General features: G+C 63.6%; 21 protein-coding genes and 1 pseudogene. 14 read left to right on the top strand and 8 right to left on the bottom strand.

Annotation, left to right across the window (positions count from 1 at the left end):
* Positions 1-84: 84 nt before the first annotated feature.
* From PFU01S_RS19960 to PFU01S_RS19950, 3 genes are all read left to right on the top strand, one after another.
* On the top strand, positions 85-1,692 hold the full coding sequence (locus PFU01S_RS19960; RefSeq protein WP_028688112.1) for a tetratricopeptide repeat-containing response regulator: 1,608 nt from the start codon (positions 85-87) through the stop codon (positions 1,690-1,692).
* The gene (locus PFU01S_RS19955) at positions 1,689-2,381 is read left to right on the top strand and encodes a sensor histidine kinase (protein ID WP_027916597.1); all 693 of its coding nucleotides are present in this window, start codon (positions 1,689-1,691) and stop codon (positions 2,379-2,381) included. The genes PFU01S_RS19960 and PFU01S_RS19955 overlap by 4 nt, the downstream gene beginning before the upstream one ends.
* Before the next feature lie 126 nt (positions 2,382-2,507).
* Positions 2,508-3,224, top strand: coding sequence for a YiaD family glycine zipper/OmpA-like lipoprotein (locus PFU01S_RS19950; RefSeq protein WP_028688113.1), 717 nt, complete (start codon positions 2,508-2,510; stop codon positions 3,222-3,224).
* A 34-nt stretch (positions 3,225-3,258) separates the two neighbouring features.
* Here PFU01S_RS19950 and pta read toward each other — a convergent pair whose 3' ends face one another.
* Both pta and PFU01S_RS19940 read right to left on the bottom strand, forming a co-directional pair.
* On the bottom strand, positions 3,259-5,346 hold the full coding sequence (pta, locus tag PFU01S_RS19945) for a phosphate acetyltransferase (RefSeq protein WP_027916595.1): 2,088 nt from the start codon (positions 5,344-5,346) through the stop codon (positions 3,259-3,261).
* 31 nt (positions 5,347-5,377) lie between these two features.
* The gene (locus tag PFU01S_RS19940; RefSeq protein ID WP_027916594.1) at positions 5,378-5,680 is read right to left on the bottom strand and encodes a DUF3565 domain-containing protein; all 303 of its coding nucleotides are present in this window, start codon (positions 5,678-5,680) and stop codon (positions 5,378-5,380) included.
* On the opposite strand from PFU01S_RS19940, the gene PFU01S_RS19935 reads away from it, so the two are divergent.
* Positions 5,679-6,164, top strand: coding sequence for an FKBP-type peptidyl-prolyl cis-trans isomerase (locus PFU01S_RS19935; RefSeq protein ID WP_027916593.1), 486 nt, complete (start codon positions 5,679-5,681; stop codon positions 6,162-6,164). The two genes, PFU01S_RS19940 and PFU01S_RS19935, sit on opposite strands and share 2 nt — an antisense overlap.
* A 145-nt stretch (positions 6,165-6,309) precedes the next feature.
* Positions 6,310-6,792 carry a glutathione peroxidase gene (locus PFU01S_RS19930; protein WP_027916592.1) on the top strand — a complete coding sequence of 161 codons (483 nt, stop codon included), beginning with the start codon at positions 6,310-6,312 and terminating at the stop codon, positions 6,790-6,792.
* Positions 6,793-6,830: 38 nt separating this feature from the next.
* Here PFU01S_RS19930 and PFU01S_RS19925 read toward each other — a convergent pair whose 3' ends face one another.
* Entirely contained in the window at positions 6,831-8,021 is a 1,191-nt protein-coding gene (locus tag PFU01S_RS19925) for a glycosyltransferase family 4 protein (RefSeq protein ID WP_028688114.1), read from the bottom strand.
* A gap of 134 nt (positions 8,022-8,155) precedes the next feature.
* Here PFU01S_RS19925 and PFU01S_RS23000 point away from each other — a divergent pair.
* Together PFU01S_RS23000 and PFU01S_RS22995 are read left to right on the top strand one after the other, a co-directional pair.
* Positions 8,156-8,971: pseudogene (locus PFU01S_RS23000) on the top strand (PAS domain-containing protein); the annotation flags it as partial.
* Entirely contained in the window at positions 8,966-9,511 is a 546-nt protein-coding gene (locus PFU01S_RS22995) for a methyl-accepting chemotaxis protein (RefSeq protein WP_371920344.1), read from the top strand. The pseudogene PFU01S_RS23000 and the gene PFU01S_RS22995, both read left to right, overlap by 6 nt.
* A 114-nt stretch (positions 9,512-9,625) precedes the next feature.
* On the opposite strand, the gene PFU01S_RS19915 is transcribed toward PFU01S_RS22995, so the two are convergent.
* Positions 9,626-9,841 carry a TIGR02450 family Trp-rich protein gene (locus PFU01S_RS19915; RefSeq protein ID WP_028688116.1) on the bottom strand — a complete coding sequence of 72 codons (216 nt, stop codon included), beginning with the start codon at positions 9,839-9,841 and terminating at the stop codon, positions 9,626-9,628.
* A 43-nt stretch (positions 9,842-9,884) separates the two neighbouring features.
* Positions 9,885-10,649, bottom strand: a complete 765-nt coding sequence (cysZ, locus tag PFU01S_RS19910) for a sulfate transporter CysZ (protein WP_028688117.1) — start codon at positions 10,647-10,649, stop codon at positions 9,885-9,887.
* Between the two features lie 288 nt (positions 10,650-10,937).
* Here cysZ and trxB point away from each other — a divergent pair, with 288 nt between their 5' ends.
* Positions 10,938-11,900: a thioredoxin-disulfide reductase gene (gene trxB / locus PFU01S_RS19905; RefSeq protein ID WP_027916588.1), complete on the top strand. Its 963-nt coding sequence runs from the start codon at positions 10,938-10,940 to the stop codon at positions 11,898-11,900.
* A gap of 32 nt (positions 11,901-11,932) precedes the next feature.
* On the opposite strand, the gene nadC is transcribed toward trxB, so the two are convergent.
* Positions 11,933-12,781 (bottom strand): carboxylating nicotinate-nucleotide diphosphorylase, encoded by an 849-nt coding sequence (gene nadC / locus PFU01S_RS19900; RefSeq protein ID WP_028688118.1) that lies wholly within the window; start codon positions 12,779-12,781, stop codon positions 11,933-11,935.
* A 241-nt stretch (positions 12,782-13,022) separates the two neighbouring features.
* Between nadC and PFU01S_RS19895 the strand changes: the two genes are divergently transcribed.
* The 3 genes from PFU01S_RS19895 to ampE all read left to right on the top strand — a co-directional run bounded on the left by PFU01S_RS19895 (position 13,023) and on the right by ampE (position 16,658).
* Positions 13,023-15,176 carry a DUF1631 domain-containing protein gene (locus PFU01S_RS19895; protein WP_028688119.1) on the top strand — a complete coding sequence of 718 codons (2,154 nt, stop codon included), beginning with the start codon at positions 13,023-13,025 and terminating at the stop codon, positions 15,174-15,176.
* A 72-nt stretch (positions 15,177-15,248) separates the two neighbouring features.
* Positions 15,249-15,815, top strand: a complete 567-nt coding sequence (gene ampD, locus PFU01S_RS19890; RefSeq protein WP_027916585.1) for a 1,6-anhydro-N-acetylmuramyl-L-alanine amidase AmpD — start codon at positions 15,249-15,251, stop codon at positions 15,813-15,815.
* Between the two features lie 3 nt (positions 15,816-15,818).
* Positions 15,819-16,658 carry a regulatory signaling modulator protein AmpE gene (ampE, locus tag PFU01S_RS19885; protein ID WP_027916584.1) on the top strand — a complete coding sequence of 280 codons (840 nt, stop codon included), beginning with the start codon at positions 15,819-15,821 and terminating at the stop codon, positions 16,656-16,658.
* 24 nt (positions 16,659-16,682) lie between these two features.
* On the opposite strand, the gene PFU01S_RS19880 is transcribed toward ampE, so the two are convergent.
* Together PFU01S_RS19880 and cra are read right to left on the bottom strand one after the other, a co-directional pair.
* The gene (locus PFU01S_RS19880; protein ID WP_028688120.1) at positions 16,683-17,471 is read right to left on the bottom strand and encodes a TatD family hydrolase; all 789 of its coding nucleotides are present in this window, start codon (positions 17,469-17,471) and stop codon (positions 16,683-16,685) included.
* A 2-nt stretch (positions 17,472-17,473) separates the two neighbouring features.
* Positions 17,474-18,469 carry a catabolite repressor/activator gene (gene cra, locus PFU01S_RS19875; protein WP_028688121.1) on the bottom strand — a complete coding sequence of 332 codons (996 nt, stop codon included), beginning with the start codon at positions 18,467-18,469 and terminating at the stop codon, positions 17,474-17,476.
* Between the two features lie 284 nt (positions 18,470-18,753).
* Here cra and ptsP point away from each other — a divergent pair, with 284 nt between their 5' ends.
* The 3 genes from ptsP to PFU01S_RS19860 are packed head-to-tail and all read left to right on the top strand — an operon-like array spanning position 18,754 to position 24,284.
* Entirely contained in the window at positions 18,754-21,606 is a 2,853-nt protein-coding gene (gene ptsP, locus PFU01S_RS19870) for a phosphoenolpyruvate--protein phosphotransferase (RefSeq protein ID WP_028688122.1), read from the top strand.
* Positions 21,607-22,554, top strand: a complete 948-nt coding sequence (gene pfkB, locus PFU01S_RS19865; RefSeq protein WP_028688123.1) for a 1-phosphofructokinase — start codon at positions 21,607-21,609, stop codon at positions 22,552-22,554.
* Positions 22,551-24,284: a PTS fructose-like transporter subunit IIB gene (locus tag PFU01S_RS19860; protein ID WP_028688124.1), complete on the top strand. Its 1,734-nt coding sequence runs from the start codon at positions 22,551-22,553 to the stop codon at positions 24,282-24,284. The genes pfkB and PFU01S_RS19860 overlap by 4 nt, the downstream gene beginning before the upstream one ends.
* Positions 24,285-24,405 lie beyond the last annotated feature (121 nt).

The raw sequence follows: 24,405 nt of genomic DNA, 5'->3' as shown, positions 1-24,405 counted from the left end.
TATCTTTTCCGACCGCCTGCCGATACAGCGTTCGGTGGTTCGCCTCGTGCCATCTTTCCATTTCTTCCAGGGCAGGTCGTGTTGATGCTGCAGTTCGGGCAAAAGAGTTTTCTGATTGTTGACGACTTCACCGACTTTCGCACGTCGACCCGCTCCATGCTGCGCGAGCTGGGCGTTCGCGACGTGGACACCGCCGACAGTGGCGAGCAGGCGCTGCGCATGTGCGCCCAGAAGCGTTATGACTGCATCCTGCAAGACTTTCACTTGGGCGATGGCAAGAAAAACGGCCAGCAGGTGCTCGAAGACCTGATCATCGACAAGCACATCAGCCACGAATGCGTGTTCATCATGGTCACCGCCGAAAGCAGCCAGGCCATTGTGCTCAGCGCCATCGAGCACGAGCCCGACGCCTACCTGACCAAGCCCTTCAACCGGGTAGGCCTTGCCCAGCGGGTGGAAAAACTCTACCAACGCAAGGCACTGCTAAAGCCGATCCTCCAGGCGCTGGACCGCAATCGCCCTGGTGAAGTGCTGGCAGCCTGCGCCGAGCTGTGCAAGCGCGACCCGCGCCTGGCGCCGCTGTGCCTGCGCTACCGGGCCGATGCGCTGCGCAACCTCAACCGCTTCGAAGAACTCGAGAAGTTTCTCAAGGCCATTCTCGCCAGCCGCCCGCAGCCCTGGGTGTACGCGGCATTGGGCAGCTTGATGCACAAGCGCGGGCAGCTTGCCCAGGCCCAGGCCGTCTACGAGCAGGCGCTCAAGGCCTTCCCGATCATGCCCAGTCTCTACGATGGCATGGCCGATGTGCTGGAGGCGCAAGGCGAAACCAAGCGCGCCCAAGGGCTGTTGGAGGAGGCCGTGCGCCTCTCGCCGTTATCGGTTCGGCGCCAATCGAAGCTGGGCAAGCTGGCGTTGGCCAACGAAGACTTCGACAGCGCGTCCAAGGCGTTCCGGCATGCCGTGAATCAAGGGCAGAGCTCACGCTACAAGGATGCCGAGAATAACCTGGGCCTGGTGCAGGCGTTGATGAGCCGCAATGCAGGCTTTGGCCTGGACGCGCGCACCCGGGTCGAGATCAACACCACGCTCAGCGAGGTGGCCAAGGAAAACCCGGAAGACCAGGGCCTTCAGGTGCGTGCCCGCATGATGAAAGCTGCCAGCCTGCAGCAGGCCGGTGACCCGGAGACCGCTGCCAAGCTGACGGACCAGGCCGTCCAGCGCCTGGAAAAGATGAACCAGTTCTTCTCGGTCGATGCGGCCCTGACCGTTGCTCGGCAATTACAGGCATCGGGGCAGGATGGCGCGGCCATCGGCGTGCTCAGAAGCTGTGTGGAGAGTTATGGCGACGACCCCAAGGTCATGGAACGAGTAGGCCAGCTGACGGATGACCCCAGCGTGCTGAACGCCATTACCGAAGCCGTCACGCTCAATCGTCAGGGCGTGCGCAGTTACCAGGGAGGTCAGCTCGGCGAGGCGTTGCAGCTGTTCCGTAAAGCGTTGGGCCTGCAGCCCAGGAACATCAGTATCGCCCTCAATACCGCCCAGGCGCTGCTGCGCATTGGCGGAGAGAATCCTCAGCCTGCGATCATGCAGGAGTGCCGCGACGCCTTGACGAGCGTGGCCGGTATCCCCGCCAGCGATAATCGCTATGACCGCTACCGCAAACTCCATACCCGGGTGTTCGGCGCATGAATCTTGATAATCAGGGGCTGGATTTTTCCACGGTGATCGCCTCCACCGTGCACGACCTGAAAAATTCGCTCTCGGCACTGATCCAGTCCCACAGCCAGTGGGTCCAGCGCTTGCCTGAAGAGCTGCGCGGTGGCGCGGAACAGGGGGTGATGGAACATGAGTTCCGACACCTCAATGGCATGCTGGTGCAGTTGCTGGGCTTGTACAAGCTCGGCGTTAATCAACTGCCGGTGTGCCCGGACTACCACGAACTCGACGACTTCATCGAAGCGCAGTTGGCGGCCCATGAAGAAGTGCTGCAACACAATGCCATCGAGGCGAACTGGCGCATCGATACCGATAATCCCCTGGGCTTCTTCGACCGCGAACTGGTGGCCTCGGTGGTGACCAACGTCATCACCAATGCCACGCGGTTCGCCGAAAAGGCCCTGCTGATTACCATCGAAGAGGCAGACAACCAACTGGTCATCTGCATCAACGATGACGGGCCCGGCTACCCGGCGCGCATGATCGAACGGCAACAGGAATACATCCAGGGCATCGACTCCACCAGTGGTAGCACGGGCCTTGGCTTGTATTTCGCTGCGCGTATTGCGGCCTTGCATGAAAGCGGCGGCGTGCAGGGTCGCATCGACATCTCCAACGGGGGTGCGCTTGGAGGCGGCCTATTCCGGTTGTACTTGCCCTGAGGAGTGAGCAGGGCGGTGCAGAAATGCGCAGGCGGGTGCGGAATTTTCACCCGGCAAGACACTCCAAGCCTGACATAGAGCCGTTCCAGACCTACGGCCTACATGATCAATACGAGGAGCTTGCCCATGTTCACCATGCGTCGCCTGATTATCGTCGCAACCACTGCTGCCCTGATGACCGGCTGTGCGGGGCAGAACCCCTATGAGAACCAGGGGCAAGATGGCGGCGGCATGAGCAAGACCGCCAAGTACGGTGGCCTGGGTGCCCTGGCCGGTGCCGTGGCCGGCGCCGCGATCGATCACAACCACCGTGGCAAGGGCGCACTGATCGGTGCTGCGGCCATTGGCGCCGCGGCGGCCGGCTACGGCTACTACGCCGACAAGCAGGAAGCCGAACTGCGCGCGAAAATGGCCAACACCGGTGTCGAGGTTCAGCGCCAGGGCGATCAGATCAAACTGATCATGCCCGGCAACATCACCTTCGCCACTGACTCGGCCAACATCTCGCCAAGTTTCTACGCGCCGTTGAACAACCTGGCCGGCTCGTTCAAGCAGTTCAACCAGAACAACATCGAAGTGGTGGGCTTCACCGACAGCACCGGTAGCCGCCAGCACAACATGGACCTGTCCCAGCGCCGTGCCCAGGCAGTCAGCAGCTACCTGACCTCCCAGGGTGTGGACGCCTCGCGGGTCACCGTGCGTGGCATGGGCCCGGATCAACCCATCGCCAGCAACGCCGATGCCAATGGCCGCGCGCAGAATCGCCGCGTGGAAGTGAACCTCAAGCCTATCCCTGGCCAGCAATACGACCAGCAGCAAGGCCAGGTTCAGCAGTATCCCTGACCGAGTTGGGGGGGCGCTTGATGGCCCCCCGCATTCAGCGCACTTCGCTCGCCTGGATGGCGGTCAGGGCAATGGTGTGCACGATGTCATCGACCTGCGCCCCGCGCGGTAGATCGTTCACTGGCTTGCGCAGCCCCTGCAGCATGGGCCCTAGGCTCACGCCGTCGGTGCTGCGCTGCACCGCCTTGTGCGTGGTATTGCCGGTGTTCAGGTCCGGAAACACGAACACCGTGGCGCGGCCGGCCACCTGACTGCCCGGCGCCAGGTCGCGTGCAACGGCAGGGTTCACGGCCGCATCGTATTGCAGCGGCCCGTCGATCATCAGTTGCTCGCCGCCATCCCTGGCCATGCGTGTGGCCTCGCGCACCTTTTCCACTTCCTCGTCGCTTGCCGAATCGCTCGAATAGCTGATCATCGCTACCCGTGGCGTGATACCGAAGGTGAGCGCCGATGCAGCGCTCTGGCGCGCGATCTCGGCGAGTTCGGCGGCATTGGGGTGGGGGTTCATCACGCAGTCGCCGTAGACCAGCACTTGGTCCGGGAACAACATGAAGAAGACCGAAGAGACCAGGCTGGCGCCCGGTGCGGTCTTGATCAACTGCAATGCAGGGCGGATGGTGTTGGCCGTCGAGTGCACCAGGCCCGAGACCAGGCCATCGACTTCATCCAGGGCTAGCATCATGGTGCCGATGACCACCGGGTCTTCGAGCTGTTGCTCGGCCATCGGTGCGTTGAGGTTCTTGCTTTTGCGCAGCGCCACCATGGGCTCGACATAGCGCTGGCGGATCAGGTCCGGGTCCAAAACTTCCAACCCTTCGGGCAGGGTGATGCCCTGTGCGCGGGCCACGGCATCGACCGCTTCAGGCTTGGCGAGCAGCACGCAGCGGGCAATGCCGCGAGCCTGGCAGATGGCCGCTGCCTGCACCAGCAGCGGCTCGGCACCTTCGGGCAGGACGATACGTTTGTTGGCCTGCTGCGCGCGCTGGATCAGTTGATAGCGGAACACGGCTGGCGACAGGCGCATCTCGCGCGGCGCACCGCAGCGCTGGCTCAACCAGGCACCGTCGAGGTGGCTGGCCACGAAGTCGGTGATGAACTCGGCACGCTCGCGGTCATCGACCGGGATTTCCCGGTTCAGGGCATTGAGCTGGTTTGCGGTGTCGTAGGACCCTGTGCTGACCGACAGGATCGGCAACCCGGCCTGCAGCGCTCCGCGGCACAGCCCCAGAATACGCGCATCGGGCTTGCTGTCGCTGGTCAGCAGCAGGCCTGCCAACGGCACGCCGTTGATGGCTGCCAGGCTCACGGCAAGGATGATGTCGTCGCGATCGCCGGGCGTCACCACCAAGGTCCCGGATGTCAGCAGCGGCACGGTGTTGGCCACCGTGCGGGCGCAGATGATGATCTTGGTCATGCGCCGCTGTTCGTAGTCACCGGCATTGAGGACCTGGGCCCCGAGCAGCTCTGCCACATCGCGCGTGCGCGGGGCGTTGAGCTCTGGTTGATAGGGAATGCAGCCGATCAAGCGGAAGTCATCGCCGCGCAGCAGCGGCGAGTGCTCACGCAGGCGCGTCGAGAATTGCTCCATGCTCTGGTCGGTGCGCACCTTGTTCAGAATCACGCCCAGCACCTTGGGGTCGCGCGGACCTCCGAACAGCTGGGCCTGTAGCTCGACCCTGCCGGACAGTTCACTGAGCACTTCCTGTTCGGCGGCAGATACCAGGATCACTTCGGCATCCAGGCTCTTGGCAAGGTGCAGGTTGACGCGTGCTGCGTAGCTGGCGTGACGGGTAGGGACCATGCCCTCGACCACGACCACGTCGTTGCCCACACACGCCTGCTGGTACAAGCGAACGATCGACTCGAGCAGTTCGTCCAGCTGGCCATCGCCCAGCATCCGTTCGACCTGGGCAAGGCTCAACGGCGTCGGCGGCATGATGCCATGGGTACGTGCGATCAGCTCGGTGGAGCGCTCCGGGCCGGTGTCGCCTGGGTGGGGCTGGGCAACAGGCTTGAAGAAGCCCACTTTCAGGCCGGCGCGCTCCAGCGTGCGCACAAGGCCCAGGCTGATGGACGTAAGGCCGACGCCAAAGTCGGTTGGTGCGATGAAAAAAGTCTGCATGCGTGCTTCTCGAAATAAGCGGTGCAAGGGATCAGCGATCAAGGGTAGCGCTATCGGGACCCTGTGCGCACCAACCGCACGGGAACGCCTGGCCGATGCGCTGCGCACGCTGTTCGGGGTCGAGCACCCAAGGGCGCAGTTGCCAGGGCGGCACGTGGCGCAGGTGCTGGGTGTGGCCACAGCTCAACTGGACGAACCAGTGGCCTTCGGCATCCTGGGAAAAACCGATGATCCGACTGATGGACATGGGCGGATCCAGGCGAGGTTCGCAATCGGGCGATGGCTTGGTTACACTTGTGCGTTCTACATTCTTTTGCAAAAGGTCTTGCCCCATGCTGATCGCCGCCAACAAGGCTGTCTCCATCGACTATACCCTGACTAACGACGCCGGGGAGACCATCGACAGCTCCGCCGGTGGCGCGCCGCTGGTTTACCTGCAAGGTGCCGGCAACATCATCCCAGGCCTGGAAAAGGCCCTGGAAGGCAAGCAGGCCGGCGACGAGCTGACCGTTTCCATCGAGCCTGAAGACGCCTACGGCGAATACCTGGCCGAGCTGGTCAGCACCCTGAACCGCAGCCTGTTCGAAGGCGTCGACGAGCTGGAAGTGGGCATGCAGTTCCACGCATCGGCCCCCGATGGCCAGATGCAGATCGTGACCATCCGTGACGTGGACGGCGACGACGTGACCGTCGATGGCAACCACCCACTGGCCGGCCAGCGCCTGAACTTCCAGGTCAAGGTCGTTAACGTGCGTGACGCCAGCGAAGAAGAAATTGCTCACCGTCACATCCACGGTGAAGGTGGCCATCACCACTGATCTTTCTGCGCTAAGCTCAGAAAGTCGCCAGGCGTTCGGGCAAGCCGCCCTGCCTTCCCAAGGAAGGCGACGGCTTGAACGAACGCCTTTTTAGTGGGCGCAATTTGCCCAGGTGCCGTCGGCGACCTGAAAAGGGGATTACAGCATGAGTGCATTTCACGACCTGAAGTTGAACGCGCTTGACGGTGGCGATCTGTCCTTGAAACCGTACAAGGGGCAGGTAGTGCTGGTGGTCAACGTGGCCTCCAAGTGCGGCCTGACACCTCAGTACGCGGCGCTTGAGCAGCTCTACCAAACGTACAAGGACAAAGGTTTCACGGTCCTTGGCCTGCCCTGCAATCAGTTCGCAGGGCAGGAGCCGGGCAGCGAAGCGCAGATCCAGGCGTTCTGCCGCGTGAACTATGGCGTGAGCTTTCCGCTGAGCGCCAAGCTCGATGTGAATGGGCCCCAGCGTCACTCGATGTATCGCCTTCTGGCGGGCGAGGGCGCGGAGTTTCCGGGGGACATCACCTGGAATTTCGAGAAATTCCTGGTGGGCAAGGACGGGCGGGTATTGGCGCGCTTCTCCCCACGCACGGCGCCGGATGATCCTGCGGTGGTCCAGGCCATCGAGAAGGCCCTTGGCTAATCACGCACCGGGTGCTCGCCTTGGCCGCGGCGGTGGCTTCACAGCGGCGGCAGTGGCTGCATCGAGGTAGCTTGGCGCCCATGAGTGCTCAGTGAGGCGCTGAGCAGGTGCGCTTCGAACTGATCGACGATTTTCGACCACCCCTGATGGCTGGCATGCTGCCGCGCATTGAGCCTCACCCGCCGCAGGGTCTCGCTGTCTTGCAGCAGCCAGCAAGCAGCATCGATGAATGCTGCCACGTCGCCTGGCATGGCCAGCGCACCATTGTGGCCATGGCCGATGTGCTGCGCGGCCGTTGCCTGGTCATAAGCGACCACCGCCAACCCTGACGCCATGGCTTCGAGCACCACATTGCCAAACGTCTCGGTCAGGCTCGGAAACAGAAACAGATCACTGCTGGCATAGTGCTCGGCCAGTTGTTCACCTCGCTGGACCCCGCATAAGACAGCCTCGGGGACCTGCTGCAGCAGCTTCCCCCGCAGTGGCCCGTCCCCCACCAGGATCAGGCGTAATCTTCGCTGTGGCAGAGCCCGCTGCAGAGCTTCGAAACAGCTTTGCAAAAGCCCCAGGTTTTTCTCCGGTGCCAACCGTCCCACATGCAGGACGGCGATATCATCGTGGCCCAGCCCCCAGCGTTCGCGCAGCGCCTGGCTGCGACGAGCTGGGTTGAACAGCTCCGCATCTACGCCGCGCTCCATGTGCACCAGCCGCTCGAAGCCGCGGCGTTCGAGCCAACGCTGTTGGTTCAAGCTGGGCACGAGGGTCAAGACGGCCCGGTGATGAAACCAGCGCAGGTAAAGGCTTAGCAGGCGTGCTACCACGCCCATGCCGTATTGCCCTGAAGGGTGCGCAACGTGGGTATGCAATCCGCTGACAACGGCGATCCCTAACCGCCGAGCGGTGCGCAATGCGCTCAGCCCCACGGGGCCTTCAGTGGCGATGTAGATGACATCAGGCCGTTGCCGGCGCCAGTGCCTTGTTAGCGTATGCAGGGAGACCCCGCCGCGTTGCAACCCCGGGTAGCCGGGCAGTGGCCAGTCGCGCCACAGTCTCACGCCAGGGTTGTGGCTCGAAGCCTGCTCCCCTGGCTGGCGGGGGCGGACGACGCTGACCTGATGGCCACGCAGGCGCAGCCCTTCGCTCAGGTTCAAAAGAATGCAGGCCACGCCGTTGATGTGCGGGGCGAAGGTGTCGCTGACCAGGCAGATGTGCAGAGCAGGTGTGTTCATGAACTGACTATCCACTTGCTGCATTGCCGGGGTATGACGGCGAGGTGACGCCTGCATGATACATGGCTCACGACGGCCGATGACGCGCACGAATATTCATCGCGGCTGCACTCAAGAGGCGCAGTTCCCCGCCGATGCAGTTGCATTCGCCCCCACGCTCCAGGAGAGCGGTGATGTTCAACAACAAGCTCAAGCAAGAAATCCGGCAGTTGCGTGAAGAACTGATGATCATCGACCAGATCAAGAGCAGCCTTGACAGCGAAATGCTGGTGCTGCAACTCGATCCGGCCGGTCGGATCGAACTGGTCAATGGCAATTTCGAAACCGAGATGCTGTATAGGGCCGACCAATTGCTTGGGCGCAACATCGAAGACATCGTGCCTGCCCACGTCAAGTCGCTGGATTTTCACCAGCGCATGAAAAATGCCATCAGCCGGGGCGAGCATTTCAATGGCGCGTTTCGCCTGCTGCGCGGGGACGGCCAGGAAGCCTGGCTGCGTACGATCCTGCAACCTGTGAAGGGTAGCGACGGGCGCATCAAGTATTTCACCCTGCATTCGAGCGACCTGACCCGCACCATCGTCACCTCCCGCGAGCACGAGAGCCTGATCAAGGCGTTGATGCGCTCGACGGCGGTCATCGAGTTCGACCTCGATGGCATGATCCTGACCGCCAACGAACGCTTCCTGTCGGCAGTGGGGTACCGGCTGGATCAAATCCGTGGCAAGCACCACCGTATGTTCTGCGAACCTGCCGAGGTCAATGCACCGGGCTACCAGGCATTCTGGGACAAGCTTCGTCGCGGTGAATACATTGCCGAGCGCTTTCGGCGGATCGATGCTCACGGCCGGGTAATCTGGCTGGAAGCGTCCTACAACCCGATCTTCAACGCCCACGATGAGCTCTACAAAGTGGTCAAGTTCGCCACGGTCATCACCGAACAGGTGAACCAGGAGCAAGCAGTGGCCCAGGCGGCGGACGTTGCCTACAACACCTCGCGGGAAACGGACACCAGCGCCCGCCGGGCCACCGAGGTGGTCGGGCAGAGCGTCAGCGTCATGCGCGGGCTGGAAGCCTCGATGCTTCAGGCTGCCGAAGGTATCCAGGCGCTGGACACCCAGTCGCGGGTCATTGGTTCGATCATCAAGACCATCAGCGATATCGCCGGGCAGACCAACCTGCTGGCGCTCAACGCCGCCATCGAAGCCGCCCGCGCTGGCGAGCAGGGGCGGGGCTTTGCGGTGGTGGCCGATGAGGTGCGTCAGCTGGCCTCGCGCACCAGTACAGCTACCGAGGAAATAGCCCGTGTGGTGCAGCAAAACGAGCAGTTGGCCCAGGCTGCGGTATCGATCATCGACACCAGCAAGCGTCAGGCCGAAGAAGGCCGCGCGCTGGCGGACCAGACCGGAAGCGTGATCGAGGAAATCCAGGAAGGGGCCAGGCGGGTGGTGGATGTGGTGGGGCAGTTCTCCAGCCGCCTGGGGCAGTGATGCTGGTTAGTTTTGCAGGCCAGTGGTGACCCTGAGCCAAGCAACACGCAGCGGTCTGCTTGGACAAGTACGGGGTCAGCCGCTGCCTGAAAGGCACGCGGCCGGTTCACGCGCTCATCGCCAACCCATCGCCCACACCTGGGCGTCGCGCAGCACCCGCCAATCCAGCCACTCGCTGCGCCCACTGTGCACCGCCTGCAGTTCCACGCGCAGCAGCACGCCCGCTTCGTCATGCTCCAGGTCGGTGACCAGGAAGTGCTTTTCACGGTTTATCGGCTGCGTTGCGGTCCATTTCGACAGCTTGAGTTTGGCGGGGCTGAAGCGGTTCATGGTCTGCTCCTGTAGATGGGGTAGGGTTACGCCTGGGGCAGGCTCAGGCCCGATGCGCAGGGGTGTTCACGACACGTGCATTGCCGTTCTCGCGCACCCAGAACAACGTCGCCCCCGCCACCGCCGCCGGCATCATCACCACATTCACCCCCGGGATCAGCAACGCCAGGTAGGTCACCCCGCCAAAGCCCAGGGACTGCCAGCGCTTCTCCCGCAGCCAGGCGAGCATGTCTTGCCAGCTCATCTTGTTGTTGTCGGCCGGGTAGTCGATGTACTGGATGGCCATCATCCATACGCCGAAAACCAGCCAAAGCGGCGCGGCGACCACGTTGACCACCGGGATCAACGACAGGATGAACAAGGCGGTGGCGCGTGGCAGGAAGTAGCCGAGCTTGCGCATTTCGCGGCCCAGTGTGCGGGGGATCATCGCCAGCAGCTCTGCCCAGCTGAAGGCTGGGAAATGATCGTCGCCGCGCACCACCACTTCCACCTTTTCAGCCAAGAAGCCATTGAACGGTGCCGCGATGATGTTGGCCACCAGGGTGAAGGTGAAGAACACCATCAACACCAGCAGCACCACGAACAAGGGCCAGAGGATGTAGGTCAGGAAGCTCAGCCAGCTTGGCAGCGTGGGCACCAGCGCGTCCAGCCACTGGCTGAACTGGTGGCCGGCAAAATAGATGAGACCACCGAACAGCAGCAGGTTGATGGTCAGCGGCAGCAGCACGAACAAGCGCAGGCCAGGGCTCAGGATCAGCTTCAGGCCTTCGCGCAGGTACTGCGGCCCGGAAAGAACGGGGGCTTGCATGTATCACTCCGCAGAAAAGGTAGTCGGCAGACATTACCGAGTTTCGGGGTGATGCGGAAGCTGCGCCATCTGGGTGAAACCGGCCGTAACAAAAGCCAAGGTTCGACCCTGCCAACGCAAAGACGCGCATAGACGATGGCTATGAGGTGGATTGTCTAAGGATATTTCCTTACTCTTTGCCACCTCGCTACAGTGCGCTCATATTTCAGCGTCACAGGCCTGCCCGTGGTGCAGGCCCTACTTCATTTGCACAGCTGGCTCTTACAGCCCGCTCGACAGGAGTTCGACATGTCCGAAGCACGTCATTCGCGCGTCATCATTCTGGGCTCCGGCCCTGCCGGTTACAGCGCAGCGGTCTACGCGGCCCGTGCCAACCTCAAGCCGCTGCTGATCACTGGCATGCAGGCCGGTGGCCAGTTGACCACCACCACCGAAGTCGACAACTGGCCGGGCGACCCGCACGGCCTGACCGGCCCTGCACTGATGCAACGCATGCAGGAACACGCCGAGCGTTTCGAAACTGAAATCGTCTTCGACCACATCAACGCCGTAGACCTGGCCAACAAGCCGTTCACGTTGACCGGCGACAGCGGCACCTACACCTGTGACGCCCTGATCGTGGCCACTGGTGCCAGCGCTCGTTACCTGGGCCTGCCGTCGGAAGAAGCGTTCATGGGCAAGGGTGTATCGGCCTGCGCCACCTGCGATGGCTTCTTCTACCGCAATAAGCCGGTCGCGGTGGTTGGCGGCGGCAACACGGCCGTTGAAGAGGCGCTGTACCTGGCCAACATCGCCAGCAAGGTAACCCTGGTGCACCGCCGCGATACCTTCCGCGCCGAGAAGATCCTGATCGACAAGCTGCATGCCCGCGTTGCCGAAGGCAAGATCGAGCTCAAGCTGAACGCTACCCTGGATGAAGTCCTGGGCGACAACATGGGCGTGACCGGCGCGCGCTTGAAGAACAACGATGGCAGCAGCGACGAGATCAAGGTAGACGGCGTGTTCATCGCCATCGGCCACACCCCGAATACCTCGCTGTTCGAAGGCCAGCTGACCCTCAAGGACGGCTACCTGGTGGTCAGCGGCGGCCGTGAAGGCAACGCCACTGCCACCAACGTCGCGGGCGTATTCGCCGCAGGTGACGTGGCCGACCATGTCTACCGTCAGGCCATCACCTCGGCCGGTGCGGGCTGCATGGCTGCGCTGGACGTCGAGCGCTACCTGGACGGCCTGGCCAACGCCTCGTTCTGATCTTTCGATCGGGGCCGCCTGGCGGCCCCGTGTTACAAGCTAAGGCGCATCGACAGGTCGACCGCTCGCACATCCTTGGTCATCGAACCTATCGAGATGTAATCCACACCGGTTTCGGCAATGGCCCGCAGGGTCGTTTCGCTGACGCCGCCGCTGGCCTCCAGCTTCGCCTTGCCGGCTGTTATGCCGACGGCTTGCTTCATCTCATCGAGCGTCAGCTCATCGAGCATGATGATGTCGGCGCCAGCGCTCAGCGCCTGATGCAATTCCTCCAGGCTTTCCACCTCGATTTCCACCGGCTTGCCGGGGGCGATGCGGTGGGCGGCGTGTACCGCTTCAGCGACGCCACCACAGGCTGCAATATGGTTTTCCTTGATCAGGAAAGCGTCATACAGGCCTATGCGGTGGTTGTAGCAGCCGCCACAGGTCACTGCGTATTTTTGCGCCAGGCGCAAGCCAGGCAAAGTCTTGCGGGTGTCCAGCAACCGTACCTGCGTGCCTTCGACCAGATCCGCCAATGTGCGCGCACGCGTGGCAACCCCGGACAGCATCTGCAGGAAATTGAGCGCACTGCGCTCGCCGCTGAGCAGCGCCCGCGCCGGGCCTTCCAGATGAAACAGCGGCTGGTTGGGCTGGGCGCGATCGCCGTCGACCACCTGCCAGTGCACGGCTACGCGTGGGTCGAGTTGACGAAACACCGCATCGACCCAAGCCGTACCGGCTACCACACACCCTTCGCGAGTAATGATCGTTGCCTTGGCCAGCCGCTCGGCCGGGATGAGCTGGGCGGTGATGTCGCCGCTACCGATGTCCTCCAGCAACGCGCGGCGCACGTTGGCTTCGATTTCGGCGGTGAGGTCGGCAAGGCGTAGGTTAGGCATGGTTGGCTCCACAAGCGAGATGCCCGCGATTATAGGGCAGGGCGCAGGTGTGTACAGCCGGTGGTCGGTTGCCATGACGCAGCGGGTTGAGCAACCACTGCCTATTCAGGGTCAAGACTTACCAAGGGAAACGTATCTGGCAGTAAAAGGAATTATTCCCGATAATGCTGTCTGATATTTGGCGTCATGCTATTGGCGAAATCGGCCGTGTCTGGGCCCGACACCCTGCAAGGAGTACAGGATGCACAAAGAGGGCAAGGTAGTGCCCTTGGCGGCGGCTGAACATGGACGGCGCACGCCCCCTTCGAGTCTGCCCATTGCGCTGCTGCAAGTGCGCGATCAGGCCGCCTTGCAGCTGCGTCAGGGTTTGCAGGCGCTGTTCGACAATGCCGACGATACGCTGTTCGAAATGGCGGACAAGGCCGCTGACCGGTTCGCTCAGCACCTGTATTTCGAAGCCATGCGCGACTTGCGGCTCAAACGCAAGAGCATCGAGCGGCTGTTTCTCGATACCGTCCATGAAGCCTTCGCGCGCTTGGTCGAGCCTGAGCCTGAACGTGCCCCGGCAACCATCGTTCACGCCTTGTCTTCTACCCCCGGTCAGTCCGAGCGCGCAGCAGCGGTGGAAGCGATGGTTGCCAGAGTGAAGGCCCGTGATGGGGTCGCCTTGCAGCAGTTGGGTCTGCGCCTGCAGACGCTGCTCGAACGTCATGTGCCTGAGCAGTGCAACCCCCTGAACCCTATTGCCCTGTGCCGCTGCTTTCTCGAAGCCGGGCAAAGCCTGGGTGTAGGGCCGCGCGTAAAGCTGGTGCTGCTCAAGCTGTTCGAACGGTACGTGCTGTGCGACGCGCAAGTCATCTATGGCGAAGCCAACAGGGTACTGATTGCGGCAGGTGTGCTGGGGCAGCTGCCACCGACGCCTTGCCGACGAGCTGGAGACAGTTGCTTGCTGGCGGAGCCGGACGAGCGTTCCTATCATGAGCCTGAAGCGGCCGACGATACCGCAGGCGAGGCCTTGTTCGCCTCCCTGCAGCCGCTTCTGCGATCGACACGTGGGGTGTTGGCGCCTCGCCTGGGCGCACCGGCCGGCGCCCAGCAGGTCAGCAGGGCCGATCTGCTGCGGTTGCTTTCACATCTGCAGCACTATGTGCCGGAGCCCGGCGCGGCTGATGACTTCGTCCTTGGCCAGCAACTGGAGCAGTTGCTGCTGACCATCAGCGTGCGTAGCGGTACCCGCCGCTTCATTGGCGGTGACGACGAAGACATGATCAACCTGATCGAGCAGGTGTTCAGGTTCATTGCAAGTGATGACAATCTGCCCATTTGCCTGCGAGCAGTGCTGGCGCGCCTGCAGATCCCGCTGCTCAAGGTGGCGCTGCTGGACAGGGGGCTGCTCAGCCGCGCCAGCCATCCCGCCCGACGGCTGCTCAACGAATTGGCGGCGGCGGGGCTCGGCTGCGACCCGCGCGAGCAAGGGCAGGGTGATGCCTTGCAACTGCGCGCAGAACATGTGGTTCAGCGCTTGCTCATCGATTTTGCCGAAGACTCGCGTCTGTTCGGTGAGCTGCTCGAGGACTTTCTCGGGCAGACCCAGCATGAACGGCGGCGTACCGAGCTGTTCGAGCAGCGCACTCGGGACGCCGAAGAAGGGCGGGCCAATGCCTCGCTCGCCAGGCGACAGGTGCAACAGGTGCTCAGCCAGCGTCTGCGCGGACGTGTGTGGCCGCAGGCAGTGGTACAGATGCTGAGCAACAACTGGAGCCAGGTCATGATGCTGGCCTGGCTCAGGCACGGAGAAACCTCTCTGGGCTGGCGCAATGCTCTGCAGACCCTCGATACGTTGCTGGCCAGTGTGATGCCATCGCTTGCGCCGCAGGTCCTGATGCATCAGGTACCACCGTTGCTCAAGTCACTGCGCGATGGGCTGGCCAGTGTTGGCACCGATTCGCTGGTGACCCGTGAATTTTTCCGCAAACTCCAACAACTGCACCTACGTGCTTATGCAGGTGACGCCGAGATAGACGAGGACGACATCCTGGTTACCCAGGACATCCTGGTGACGTTGGCCGAAGAGGCAGACGGGCCTGGGCTGCAACCGGCCGGTGAGCAGGGCAAGGTCTCGCAGAAGGTGCAACGCTTGCGCATGGGCACCTGGATTGAAGTGTCCGATGACGGTGGCATCCAGCGCTGCAAGTTAGTGGCTCGCCTGGACAGCTGCGACAAGCTCGTCTTTGCCAATCGCAGCGGCATGAAAGTGCGGGAGTGGAGTGGCGCCGGCCTTGACCAGGCCCTGGAAGCCGGCACTGTCCGCGTACTGGATGACGGCCCTTTATTCGAGCGCGCCCTGGAAGCGGTCATAGAGACTTTACGCAGGAGCGGGCAGGCCGCCTTGTGACGATTACCGTGTCAACGACAGCGGCGGCAGGGCATACTGACGCTCTGTGCAGCACTTTTCAGGACAGGCCCCATGCAATTGGACCGTGCCACTGGCTGGTTCCACGGAGACGGAATCACCCACTGCCCCTCACCGAATTTCAATGTTCGCCCGCAAGGTGAGCACATTTCTCTGCTGGTGCTTCACAACATCAGCTTGCCGCCGGCCAACTTCGGCGGCGGTTACGTCCAGGCGTTCTTCCAGAACCGGCTCGATCCGAACGCACACCCCTATTTCGCCACCATCGAGCACCTGAAGGTATCTGCGCACCTGTTCATCGAGCGTGGAGGCGCGGTGACCCAGTTCGTCTCGTTGCACGACCGCGCCTGGCATGCGGGCGTCTCCTGTTTCGACGGCCGTGAGGGATGCAACGACTTCTCGATCGGCATCGAGCTCGAGGGCACTGACCAGATACCCTATACCGAGGCGCAGTACCTGACCCTCGACCGCTTGACGCGTCACATCCGTAAGGCCTGGCCGGCCATTACCCCCGAGCGTATTCAAGGGCACAGCGACATCGCCCCCCAGCGCAAGACCGACCCCGGCCCTGCCTTCGACTGGGAGCGGTACCGCCAGGCGTTACAGCGCAATGAGGGCTGAAGTATGAGTTTTCTGGTATTGATCCTGGTGCTGTGGTTCGAGAAGTTTTCGGGCTTGCGCCATCTGGTCCAGCGTGACGGTTTCTTCCTTGGCGAACTGGCGCGCCTTGAGCGCAGAGGTGGGCTGCCTGCAGGGTGGGTGCTGGCCGCTGTGGTGCTGGCGCCGGTGGTGGTGCTGTCACTGCTGTTGCATGTGCTTGAGCCCGTTGCCTACGGCCTGCTGGCCTTGCCAGTGCATCTTCTGGTGCTGGTCTATAGCCTGGGGCGTGGCGATGCCAAGGCTTCCCTCGGGCCTTTGCGTGACGCCTGGCACAGGGGCGATGAACAGGCCGCGCTGCACGTGGCCGCACGTGACCTGGGGGTCGTGGCCGATGGGCCCCGCAGCCTGCGCGAACGCCTGCAAAGCAGGCTGCTGTGGGAGGCCTATCAGGGCTTTTTCGCCGTCATCTTTTGGTACTTCCTGCTGGGCCCGGCCGTCGCGCTAGCTTACCGCCTTCTGGCGTTGTGCCAAGCGCACAGTCAGCGACCCGCACTCCAGCAACGTGCCGAGCAGCTTCGCCATCTCATGGACTGGGTGCCGGTCAGGGTGGTGGCATTGAGCTTTGCTTTGGTCGGCAACTTCGTCGCCGTTGCCCGCGAAATGTTGCACGAACTGTTGAACTGGCATATCAGCGCCGCGCACCTGGTGGCCCGCATCGGGCGCATTGCAGATGACGGCAGTCATGCCGGCACTGCCGGCGACAATGAAGGTGGGGCGCGGCGCCTGGACAGCCTGTGGGACCTGGTGCTGCGTTGTGGAGTGCTGTGGTATGCCGCTTTCGCGTTGTGGACCGTGTTGGCCTGACCACGTAGGCCGGGCCTGTGCGAGTCAGCCCAGGGCTTGCCAACCAAACAGCTCGCAGGCGTTGCGCGTGCTCGCTTCGGCCAATTGCTCGACGGGCACGCCCATCGACTCGGCCAGCGAGTGTGCGATGTCTGGCAGGTGCTCGGGGCTGTTGCGCACCCCAGGATGCATGACCGGCGCCATGTCCGGTGCGTCGGTCTCCAGCACCACGCTGTCGAGCGGTAAGCGGGCAACCGTACGGCGCAGCCGCACGGCCTGGGGCCAGGTCGCCGCGCCGCCCAGCCCAAGCCGAAAGCCTAGCTTGATGTACTCACGTGCCTCTTCGTAACTGCCGGCGAACGCATGGATGATACCCGCCCGCATCGGCCTGTAGCGCTTGAGGGCGGCAATCACCTGGGCGTGGCTGCGGCGTACGTGCAGCAGGGCCGGTAACTGGAAATCGCACGCCATTTGCAACTGTGCCTCGAACAACCGTTGCTGACGGACCTTGTCCAGTTCAGGCAGGTAGTAATCCAGTCCGAACTCGCCCACCGCACACAGACGGCCGTCGCCACGCAAGCGCTCCAACCAGGCGCGCAACTGCTTGATGTGGCTGGGTTGATGCTCTTCAAGATAGACCGGGTGCAGGCCAAGCGCCGCCGCCAGGCGCGAGTCGCTGCAGGCCAAATCCCATACCCGCTGAAAGTTGGCCTGATGAACCCCCAGCACCACCATTCGCTCGACGCCTCGCGCGCTCGCGCGGGCCATCAGGCTCGGGCGGTCAGCGTCGAAGTCGGGGAAGTCCAGGTGCGTGTGGGTGTCGATCAGGCGCAGGTTCATGGCGTGTCGATTCGCTGCTTGAAGGTACGCGCTACCGCATGCACGCCGGGTTCATAGCGTTTGTCTTCGATTGCGGCAAGTGCCAGCTCCAGTGCCTTGGCGGCCATGTCACCATGACGCTGGGCCATGGCATTGACCGGCAGCGGCAAGAAATCGAGCAGTTGGTTGTCGCCGAAAGTGCCCAGCTGCAACCGGCGCGATTCGATGGGCTGGGCGTGCAGCGCGTCGAACACCCCCTGCAGGAGCACGTACGAGGTGGTGATCAAGGCATCGGGCAGGTGGCCCAGCTCATCGATCAATTGCTGCATGAGCCGCTGCCCGCACTCTCGGCTGAACGCTTCGCCCTGGTAGCGGCGCACCTCACCGGCAAAGCCCTGCAGTGCATCGTCGAAACCACCGGCGCGGGCCTGGCTGACCGACAGTTCAGGGCGTGCGCCGATCAGGGCGATGCTGCTTGGCGCGGTGCTCAACAGGCTGGCCGCCAGACGACGACTGGCATCATGGTCATCGCTGATCACCGAGCAAAAATACCGGGGGTCCAGACCGCGGTCGATGGCGATGACCGGCAGGCCCTTGTCTTGTAGCTCGCGGTAGCTCTGGTCTTGCGGCGGTAGGCAGCTGGCGACGAACAAGGCATCGCAGCGGCGTGCCCGGAACAGCTGCTGCAACTGGCGTTCGCTGTCGGGCTGGTCGTCACTGCTGGCGATCAGCAACTGATAGCCCCGGGCCCGGGCGCCTTGCTCAAGGCGCTTGGCAATACGCGCATAGCTGGGGTTCTCAAGGTCCGGGAGAATGAAGCCGAGCGTACGGGTGTGCCTGCTGCGCAAACCAGCGGCCTGGGGGTTGGGCGTGAAGCCATGGGCCTGCACCACCGCCTGCACGCGCTCCACGGTGCTGTTGCTGATGCGTTGCTGTTCGGCCTTGCCATTGATGACGTAACTGGCGGTGGTGACGGACACACCGGCCAGACGGGCGATATCGCTGAGTTTCACCGAGTTTTCCTTGTTATGACCAAAGCTGGCTGTGGGCGATGACCAGGCAGTTTGACCCTGATACCCCAGCGAGCGCAGGCGACCATTGTCGCAATTGTCCGACAGGATGGGGCTTTTTCATCGGCAGATTATCGAGTAACGTGGCCGCCTGGTCAGATTAAACGTTTCAGCCTCCTGATTTTCTGCATCTGCTGCCCACTGTGCAAGGCGGTTGAACTGGCCATTTCCGTGAATTTCACAACAATACTCCAGTACCCATCCGGGAACTGCAAAGGGAGAAGGTCATGCTCGAGCTCGCCAAGGAGCAGATAGCCATGGGCCAGACGGCCCCCGACAAGGCGCACGCATTGCGCCTGCTGGCGGATCGCCTGGTCGCCGACGGACTGGTCGCCGAGGGCTACCTGCAAGGGTTGCAGGACCGCGAGGCGCAAGGTTCCACGTTCCTTGGCCAGGGCATCGCCATCCCTCACGGTACGCCGCAGACCCGCGACCTGGTGCACACCACAGGCGTGCGTCTGTTGCAGTTCCCCGAGGGTGTGGACTGGGGCGATGGGCAGATTGTGTACTTGGCCATTGGTATCGCTGCGCGCTCTGACGAGCACTTGCGCCTGCTGCAATTACTGACCCGCGCCCTGGGCGAAACCGATCTGGCCGAGGCCCTGCGCCGTGCGGGCTCGGCCGAGGCCTTGCTCAAACTGCTGCAGGGTGCACCGCAGGAGTTGGCGCTCGATGCGCAGTTGGTCGCCTTGAACCTTCCAGCCGAAGATTTCGATGAGCTGGCCTGGCGCGGTGCGCGCTTGTTGCAGCGCGCCAACTGCGTGGACAGCGGCTTTGCTGCCGTACTGCAACAGGCAGAGCCGCTGCCGCTGGGAGAGGGTTTGTGGTGGCTGCACAGCGAACGTCAGGTTCGCCAGCCAGGCCTGGCCTTCGTCACCCCGGCACAACCTGTGCGCTACCGCGATCAACCCCTGACGGGTCTGTTCTGCCTGGCCAGCCTGGGGGCTGCCCACCAGGCCTTGCTCGAACGGTTGTGCGAAGTGTTGATCGAAGGCCGTGGGCAGATGCTTTACCAGGCCACCAGCAGCCGCGCCGTGCTCGAAGTGCTCGGCGGCGAGGCGCCTGCCGACTGGCCGAGCGCGCGCATCCTGCTGGCCAACGCCCACGGCCTGCATGCTCGCCCAGCCAAGGTGCTGGCGCAGCTGGCCAAACGTTTCGAGGGCGACATTCGCGTCCGCGTGGTCGACAGCGGTCAGCCTGGCGTGTCGGTGAAAAGCCTGAGCAAGCTGTTGAGCCTTGGCGCGCGCCGCGGCCAGGAACTAGAGCTGGTGGCCGAGCCTGCTATCGCCGCCGATGCCCTGCCTGCGTTGCTGGCAGCCATCGAGCAGGGTTTGGGTGAGGAGGTGGAAGCGCTGCCGCTTGTTGCAGAGGCCCCTGCGCAGCCAGCAGTCGAAACGGCGAAGGCGCCGGCGGCCGGCAGCCGCGTGCAGGGTGTGGGCGCTGCCCCAGGTATCGCATGCGGCCCTGCCCACGTTGTGACCGAACGCACGTTCGACTACCCGCTGCGCGGCGAGTCGTACGATCAGGAACGATACAAACTGACCCAGGCCGTGGCTACCGTCAGTGCCGACCTTCAGGTGCTGGTGCAGCGCAGCGACGCGGCCATCGGCGAGATTTTCGTCACCCATCAGGAAATGCTGGCCGACCCGGCCCTGACCGACGACGTCGAGCAGCGCCTGGCCCAAGGGGAAAGTGCCGCCGCCGCGTGGATGGCGGTGATCGAATCAGCGGCCAGCCAGCAAGAAGCGCTGCACGACGCGTTGCTGGCCGAACGGGCCGCTGACCTGCGCGATGTGGGTCGCCGCGTATTGGCCCAGCTGTGCGGCGTCCAGACGCAGAGCGAGCCTGACCAACCTTACGTGCTGGTGATGAGCGAGGTTGGACCCTCCGATGTCGCCAGGCTCGACCCGGCGCGGGTTGCCGGTATTGTTACAGCCCAGGGTGGCGCCACCGCGCACAGCGCCATCGTCGCCCGGGCGCTGGGTATTCCTGCCGTAGTCGGAGCAGGCCCCGGCGTGCTGCTGCTCGAGAATGGCACACCGCTGCTGCTCGACGGCCAACGCGGTGTGGTCAACGTCGCGCCGCCAGCCGAAGAGCTGCAGCGTGCCCTGGCCGAGCGTGACGTGCGCGAGCAGCGTCTGCAAGCCGCCTGGGCCAACCGTTTCGACCCGGCAGTGACCCGTGATGGCCATGCCATTGAGGTCTTCGCCAACATCGGTGAAAGCAGCGGTATCGACAAGGTGGTGGAGCAGGGGGCCGAAGGCGTCGGCCTGTTGCGCACCGAACTGATTTTCATGGCCCACTCTCAGGCGCCGGATGTGGCCACCCAAGAAGCCGAGTACCGCCGCGTGCTCGATGGCCTGGACGGGCGCCCGCTGGTGGTGCGAACCCTGGACGTAGGCGGCGACAAACCGCTGCCGTACTGGCCGATCGCCGCAGAAGAGAACCCGTTCCTCGGCGTGCGCGGCGTGCGTCTGACCCTGCAGCGCCCGCAGGTGATGGAAGACCAACTGCGGGCCCTGCTGCGCGCCGCCGATCAACGCCCTTTGCGCATCATGTTCCCCATGGTCGGGCAGATGCACGAGTGGCGCGAGGCCCGTGCGATGGTCGAGCGCCTGCGCACGGAAATACCCGTGGCAGACCTGCAGGTGGGCATCATGGTCGAGGTGCCCTCGGCAGCCCTGCTGGCGCCGCAACTGGCGCGCGAGGTGGACTTCTTCAGCATCGGCACCAATGACCTGACCCAATACACCCTGGCCATCGACCGTGGCCACCCCAGCCTGTCCGCCCAGGCCGATGGGCTGCACCCTGCGGTCCTCAGCCTGATCGACATGACGGTGCGCGCCGCCCACGCCCATGGCAAGTGGGTGGGAGTGTGCGGCGAACTGGCGGCTGACCCGCAGGCCGTCGCGGTGCTGCTGGGGCTTGAAGTGGACGAGCTGAGCGTGGCATCGCGCAGCGTTGCCGAAGTCAAGGCCCTGGTGCGCCAGGCCGATTCCCGTACAGCCCGCGCCTTGGCGCGTGAGGCCTTGCAACAAGACAGCGCCGCCGCGGTTCGCGCGCTGGTGGAGCGTTATTGAATGGCCAAGATCCTGACCCTGACCCTTAACCCCGCCGTGGACATCACCATCGGGCTCGACAGCCTGCGCCCCGGTCACGTCAACCGCAGCCAGGCCCAGCACAGTCACGCGGCTGGCAAGGGCCTGAACGTCGCCCAGGTGCTGGCCGACCTGGGCCATAGCGTGACCGTCAGTGGCTTTCTCGGGCAGGACAACCTGCCGGCGTTCGAAGCGCTGATCGACTGGCGCGGCTTCTGCGATTGCTTCGTGCGCGTGCCTGGGGAAACCCGCAGCAACCTCAAGCTGGTCGAGGCCGATGGCCGCGTCACCGACATCAACGGTTTGGGCCCGGAAGTGGACGCGGCCGCTTGCGATGCCTTGCTGCGCCTGTTGCGCCAGCACGCGCCGGGGCACGATGCCGTGGTCGTTGCTGGCAGCCTGCCACGCGGGATCAGCCCTCAATGGTTTGGTGACTTGCTCGATGAACTCAAGGCGATGGGTTTGAAAGTGGCGCTCGACACCAGCGGCCAAGCGCTGCGCGTCGGTCTGCAAAGCCTGCCCTGGCTGGTCAAGCCCAATACCGAAGAATTGGGCGAAGCCCTGGGCACGCCCGTGGACGATGCCGGCCAACAGCGACGGGCTGCCCGCCAGCTACTGGACGAGGGCGTCGAGCACGTGGTGGTCTCAGCCGGCGAGCACGGGGTGCGCTGGTTCGCCCGTGACTTCACCCTGGTGGCGGTACCGCCCAAGGTGAACGTGGCCAGCACGGTCGGTGCCGGGGACTCCCTCGTGGCCGGCATGGTTCACGGGCTGTTGCAGGGTGAAGCCGCGTCGCGCACCTTGGCCCGCGCCACCGCCATCGCCGCACAGGCCGTCACCCAGGTGGGTTTCGGCATCAATGACCATGACCAGTTGGCCCGCCTGCAAGCCGCCGTGAGCCTGACAGAACAACAAGAGGGTTGCCAATGAACATTGTCATTCTCACCGCCTGCCCCAATGGCCAGGTATCGAGCCTACTCAGCGCTCGCCTGCTGGCGGCTGCGGCCCAGCGCCGTGGCTGGACCACCCAGGTCGAGGTGCAGGATGCCGAGCATCCCGAACGACAGCTCGACGCAGCACAGATCGCTGCCGCCGACTGGGTGCTGGTGGTCAGCACCGGCCCGGTGGACCTGAGCCGTTTTGTCGGCAAGCGTGTGTACCAGAGCACGCCGTCCCAGGCATTGGCTGACCGCGAAGGCTTTCTCGACGAAGCAGCCGCCAATGCGCAGCCGCTGACGGCCGTAGCACCGGATGTCGCTACCCGCGATGAAGTGCGCATCGTTGCAGTCACTGCGTGCCCGACTGGCGTCGCCCACACCTTCATGGCGGCCGAAGCCCTGCAACAGGCCGCGCAGCAGATGGGCTACCAGCTCACCGTTGAAACCCAAGGCTCGGTCGGGGCACGCAACCCGCTTTCGGCCGAAGCCATCGCAGCGGCCGACGTGGTGCTGCTGGCCGCTGACATCGAGGTGCCCGCCGCGCGCTTTGCGGGCAAGCGCATCTACCGCTGCGGTACTGGCATTGCGCTCAAGCAGGCCCGCGCCACCCTGGACAAGGCGCTGGCCGAAGCCAAGGTGGAGGAGGGTGGGGCTGCTTCGGCCAGCGCCGCCGCCAGCAAGGGCGAAAAGACCGGCGTCTACAAGCACCTGCTGACCGGTGTCTCGTTCATGCTGCCCATGGTCGTGGCCGGGGGCCTGCTGATCGCCTTGTCGTTCGTGTTCGGCATCGAAGCTTACAAGGAAGCGGGGACGCTACCGGCTGCGCTGATGCAGATCGGCGGCGAAGCGGCGTTCAAACTGATGGTGCCACTGCTGGCAGGCTATATCGCCTGGTCCATCGCTGATCGGCCAGGGTTGGCCCCAGGCATGATCGGCGGTCTGCTGGCCAGCACCCTGGGCGCCGGCTTCATTGGCGGCATCGTGGCAGGCTTTCTGGCCGGCTACAGCGCCAAGGCCATTGCCCGCTGGGCGAAGCTGCCCACCAGCCTGGAGGCGCTCAAACCGATCCTGATCATTCCTTTGCTGGCGAGCCTGTTCACCGGGCTGGTGATGATCTACGTGGTGGGGCAGCCCGTGGCGGCCATGCTTGAAGGCCTTACGCGGTTTCTCGACAGCATGGGCACTACCAACGCGATCCTGCTGGGGCTGCTGCTCGGTGGCATGATGTGCATCGACCTCGGCGGGCCGATCAACAAGGCCGCCTATGCGTTCTCGGTAGGGTTGCTGGCCTCTTCGAGCTATGCCCCGATGGCGGCCACCATGGCCGCTGGCATGGTGCCGCCGATCGGCCTGGGCCTTGCCACGTTCCTGGCCAGGCGCAAATTCGCCCAGAGCGAGCGGGAGGCAGGCAAGGCAGCGTTGGCGCTGGGGCTGTGCTTCATTTCCGAAGGGGCCATTCCATTCGCCGCCAAGGACCCGCTTCGAGTGATCCCGGCGAGCCTGGCAGGGGGCGCGCTGACCGGAGCGTTGTCCATGTACTTTGGTTGCAAGCTCATGGCGCCACACGGTGGCCTGTTCGTTCTGCTGATCCCGAACGCCATCAACCATGCCGCGTTGTACCTGTTGGCGATTGTCGCAGGCAGCTTGCTGACGGCGGTGGTGTATGCGCTGATCAAGAAGAATGAAAACGTCGAGTTGATGGTGGCGCCGGCCAAGGGGTAGGGTTGCTCAGCGGCAAGACTTCTCGGCTACGGATGCCGTTCATCGGGCTTGCTGGCTTGCACATGAAGTGCAAGGCGATCCGATGAATACGTCAACTCCGACATTACGCGATCACTGTGGG

It is taken from the genome of Pseudomonas fulva NBRC 16637 = DSM 17717 (assembly GCF_000730565.1).
GTDB lineage: Bacteria > Pseudomonadota > Gammaproteobacteria > Pseudomonadales > Pseudomonadaceae > Aquipseudomonas > Aquipseudomonas fulva.
The sequence above is the reverse complement of the archived record's forward strand: the minus strand, read 5'-3'. Positions and strand labels throughout refer to the sequence as shown.

Bases quoted from the DNA above. Each gene is read 5' to 3' on its own strand.
- pfkB (WP_028688123.1), top strand. From the start codon at position 21,607: ATGGCCAAGATCCTGACCCTGACCCTTAACCCCGCCGTGGACATCACC.
- PFU01S_RS19955 (WP_027916597.1), top strand. From the start codon at position 1,689: ATGAATCTTGATAATCAGGGGCTGGATTTTTCCACGGTGATCGCCTCC.
- ptsP (WP_028688122.1), top strand. From the start codon at position 18,754: ATGCTCGAGCTCGCCAAGGAGCAGATAGCCATGGGCCAGACGGCCCCC.
- PFU01S_RS19895 (WP_028688119.1), top strand. From the start codon at position 13,023: ATGCACAAAGAGGGCAAGGTAGTGCCCTTGGCGGCGGCTGAACATGGA.
- PFU01S_RS19960 (WP_028688112.1), top strand. From the start codon at position 85: ATGCTGCAGTTCGGGCAAAAGAGTTTTCTGATTGTTGACGACTTCACC.
- PFU01S_RS19930 (WP_027916592.1), top strand. From the start codon at position 6,310: ATGAGTGCATTTCACGACCTGAAGTTGAACGCGCTTGACGGTGGCGAT.
- PFU01S_RS19915 (WP_028688116.1), bottom strand. From the start codon at position 9,841: ATGAACCGCTTCAGCCCCGCCAAACTCAAGCTGTCGAAATGGACCGCA.
- PFU01S_RS19860 (WP_028688124.1), top strand. From the start codon at position 22,551: ATGAACATTGTCATTCTCACCGCCTGCCCCAATGGCCAGGTATCGAGC.
- PFU01S_RS19940 (WP_027916594.1), bottom strand. From the start codon at position 5,680: ATGGGGCAAGACCTTTTGCAAAAGAATGTAGAACGCACAAGTGTAACC.
- PFU01S_RS19950 (WP_028688113.1), top strand. From the start codon at position 2,508: ATGTTCACCATGCGTCGCCTGATTATCGTCGCAACCACTGCTGCCCTG.
- nadC (WP_028688118.1), bottom strand. From the start codon at position 12,781: ATGCCTAACCTACGCCTTGCCGACCTCACCGCCGAAATCGAAGCCAAC.
- pta (WP_027916595.1), bottom strand. From the start codon at position 5,346: ATGCAGACTTTTTTCATCGCACCAACCGACTTTGGCGTCGGCCTTACG.
- ampE (WP_027916584.1), top strand. From the start codon at position 15,819: ATGAGTTTTCTGGTATTGATCCTGGTGCTGTGGTTCGAGAAGTTTTCG.
- trxB (WP_027916588.1), top strand. From the start codon at position 10,938: ATGTCCGAAGCACGTCATTCGCGCGTCATCATTCTGGGCTCCGGCCCT.
- PFU01S_RS19935 (WP_027916593.1), top strand. From the start codon at position 5,679: ATGCTGATCGCCGCCAACAAGGCTGTCTCCATCGACTATACCCTGACT.
- ampD (WP_027916585.1), top strand. From the start codon at position 15,249: ATGCAATTGGACCGTGCCACTGGCTGGTTCCACGGAGACGGAATCACC.
- cysZ (WP_028688117.1), bottom strand. From the start codon at position 10,649: ATGCAAGCCCCCGTTCTTTCCGGGCCGCAGTACCTGCGCGAAGGCCTG.
- PFU01S_RS19925 (WP_028688114.1), bottom strand. From the start codon at position 8,021: ATGAACACACCTGCTCTGCACATCTGCCTGGTCAGCGACACCTTCGCC.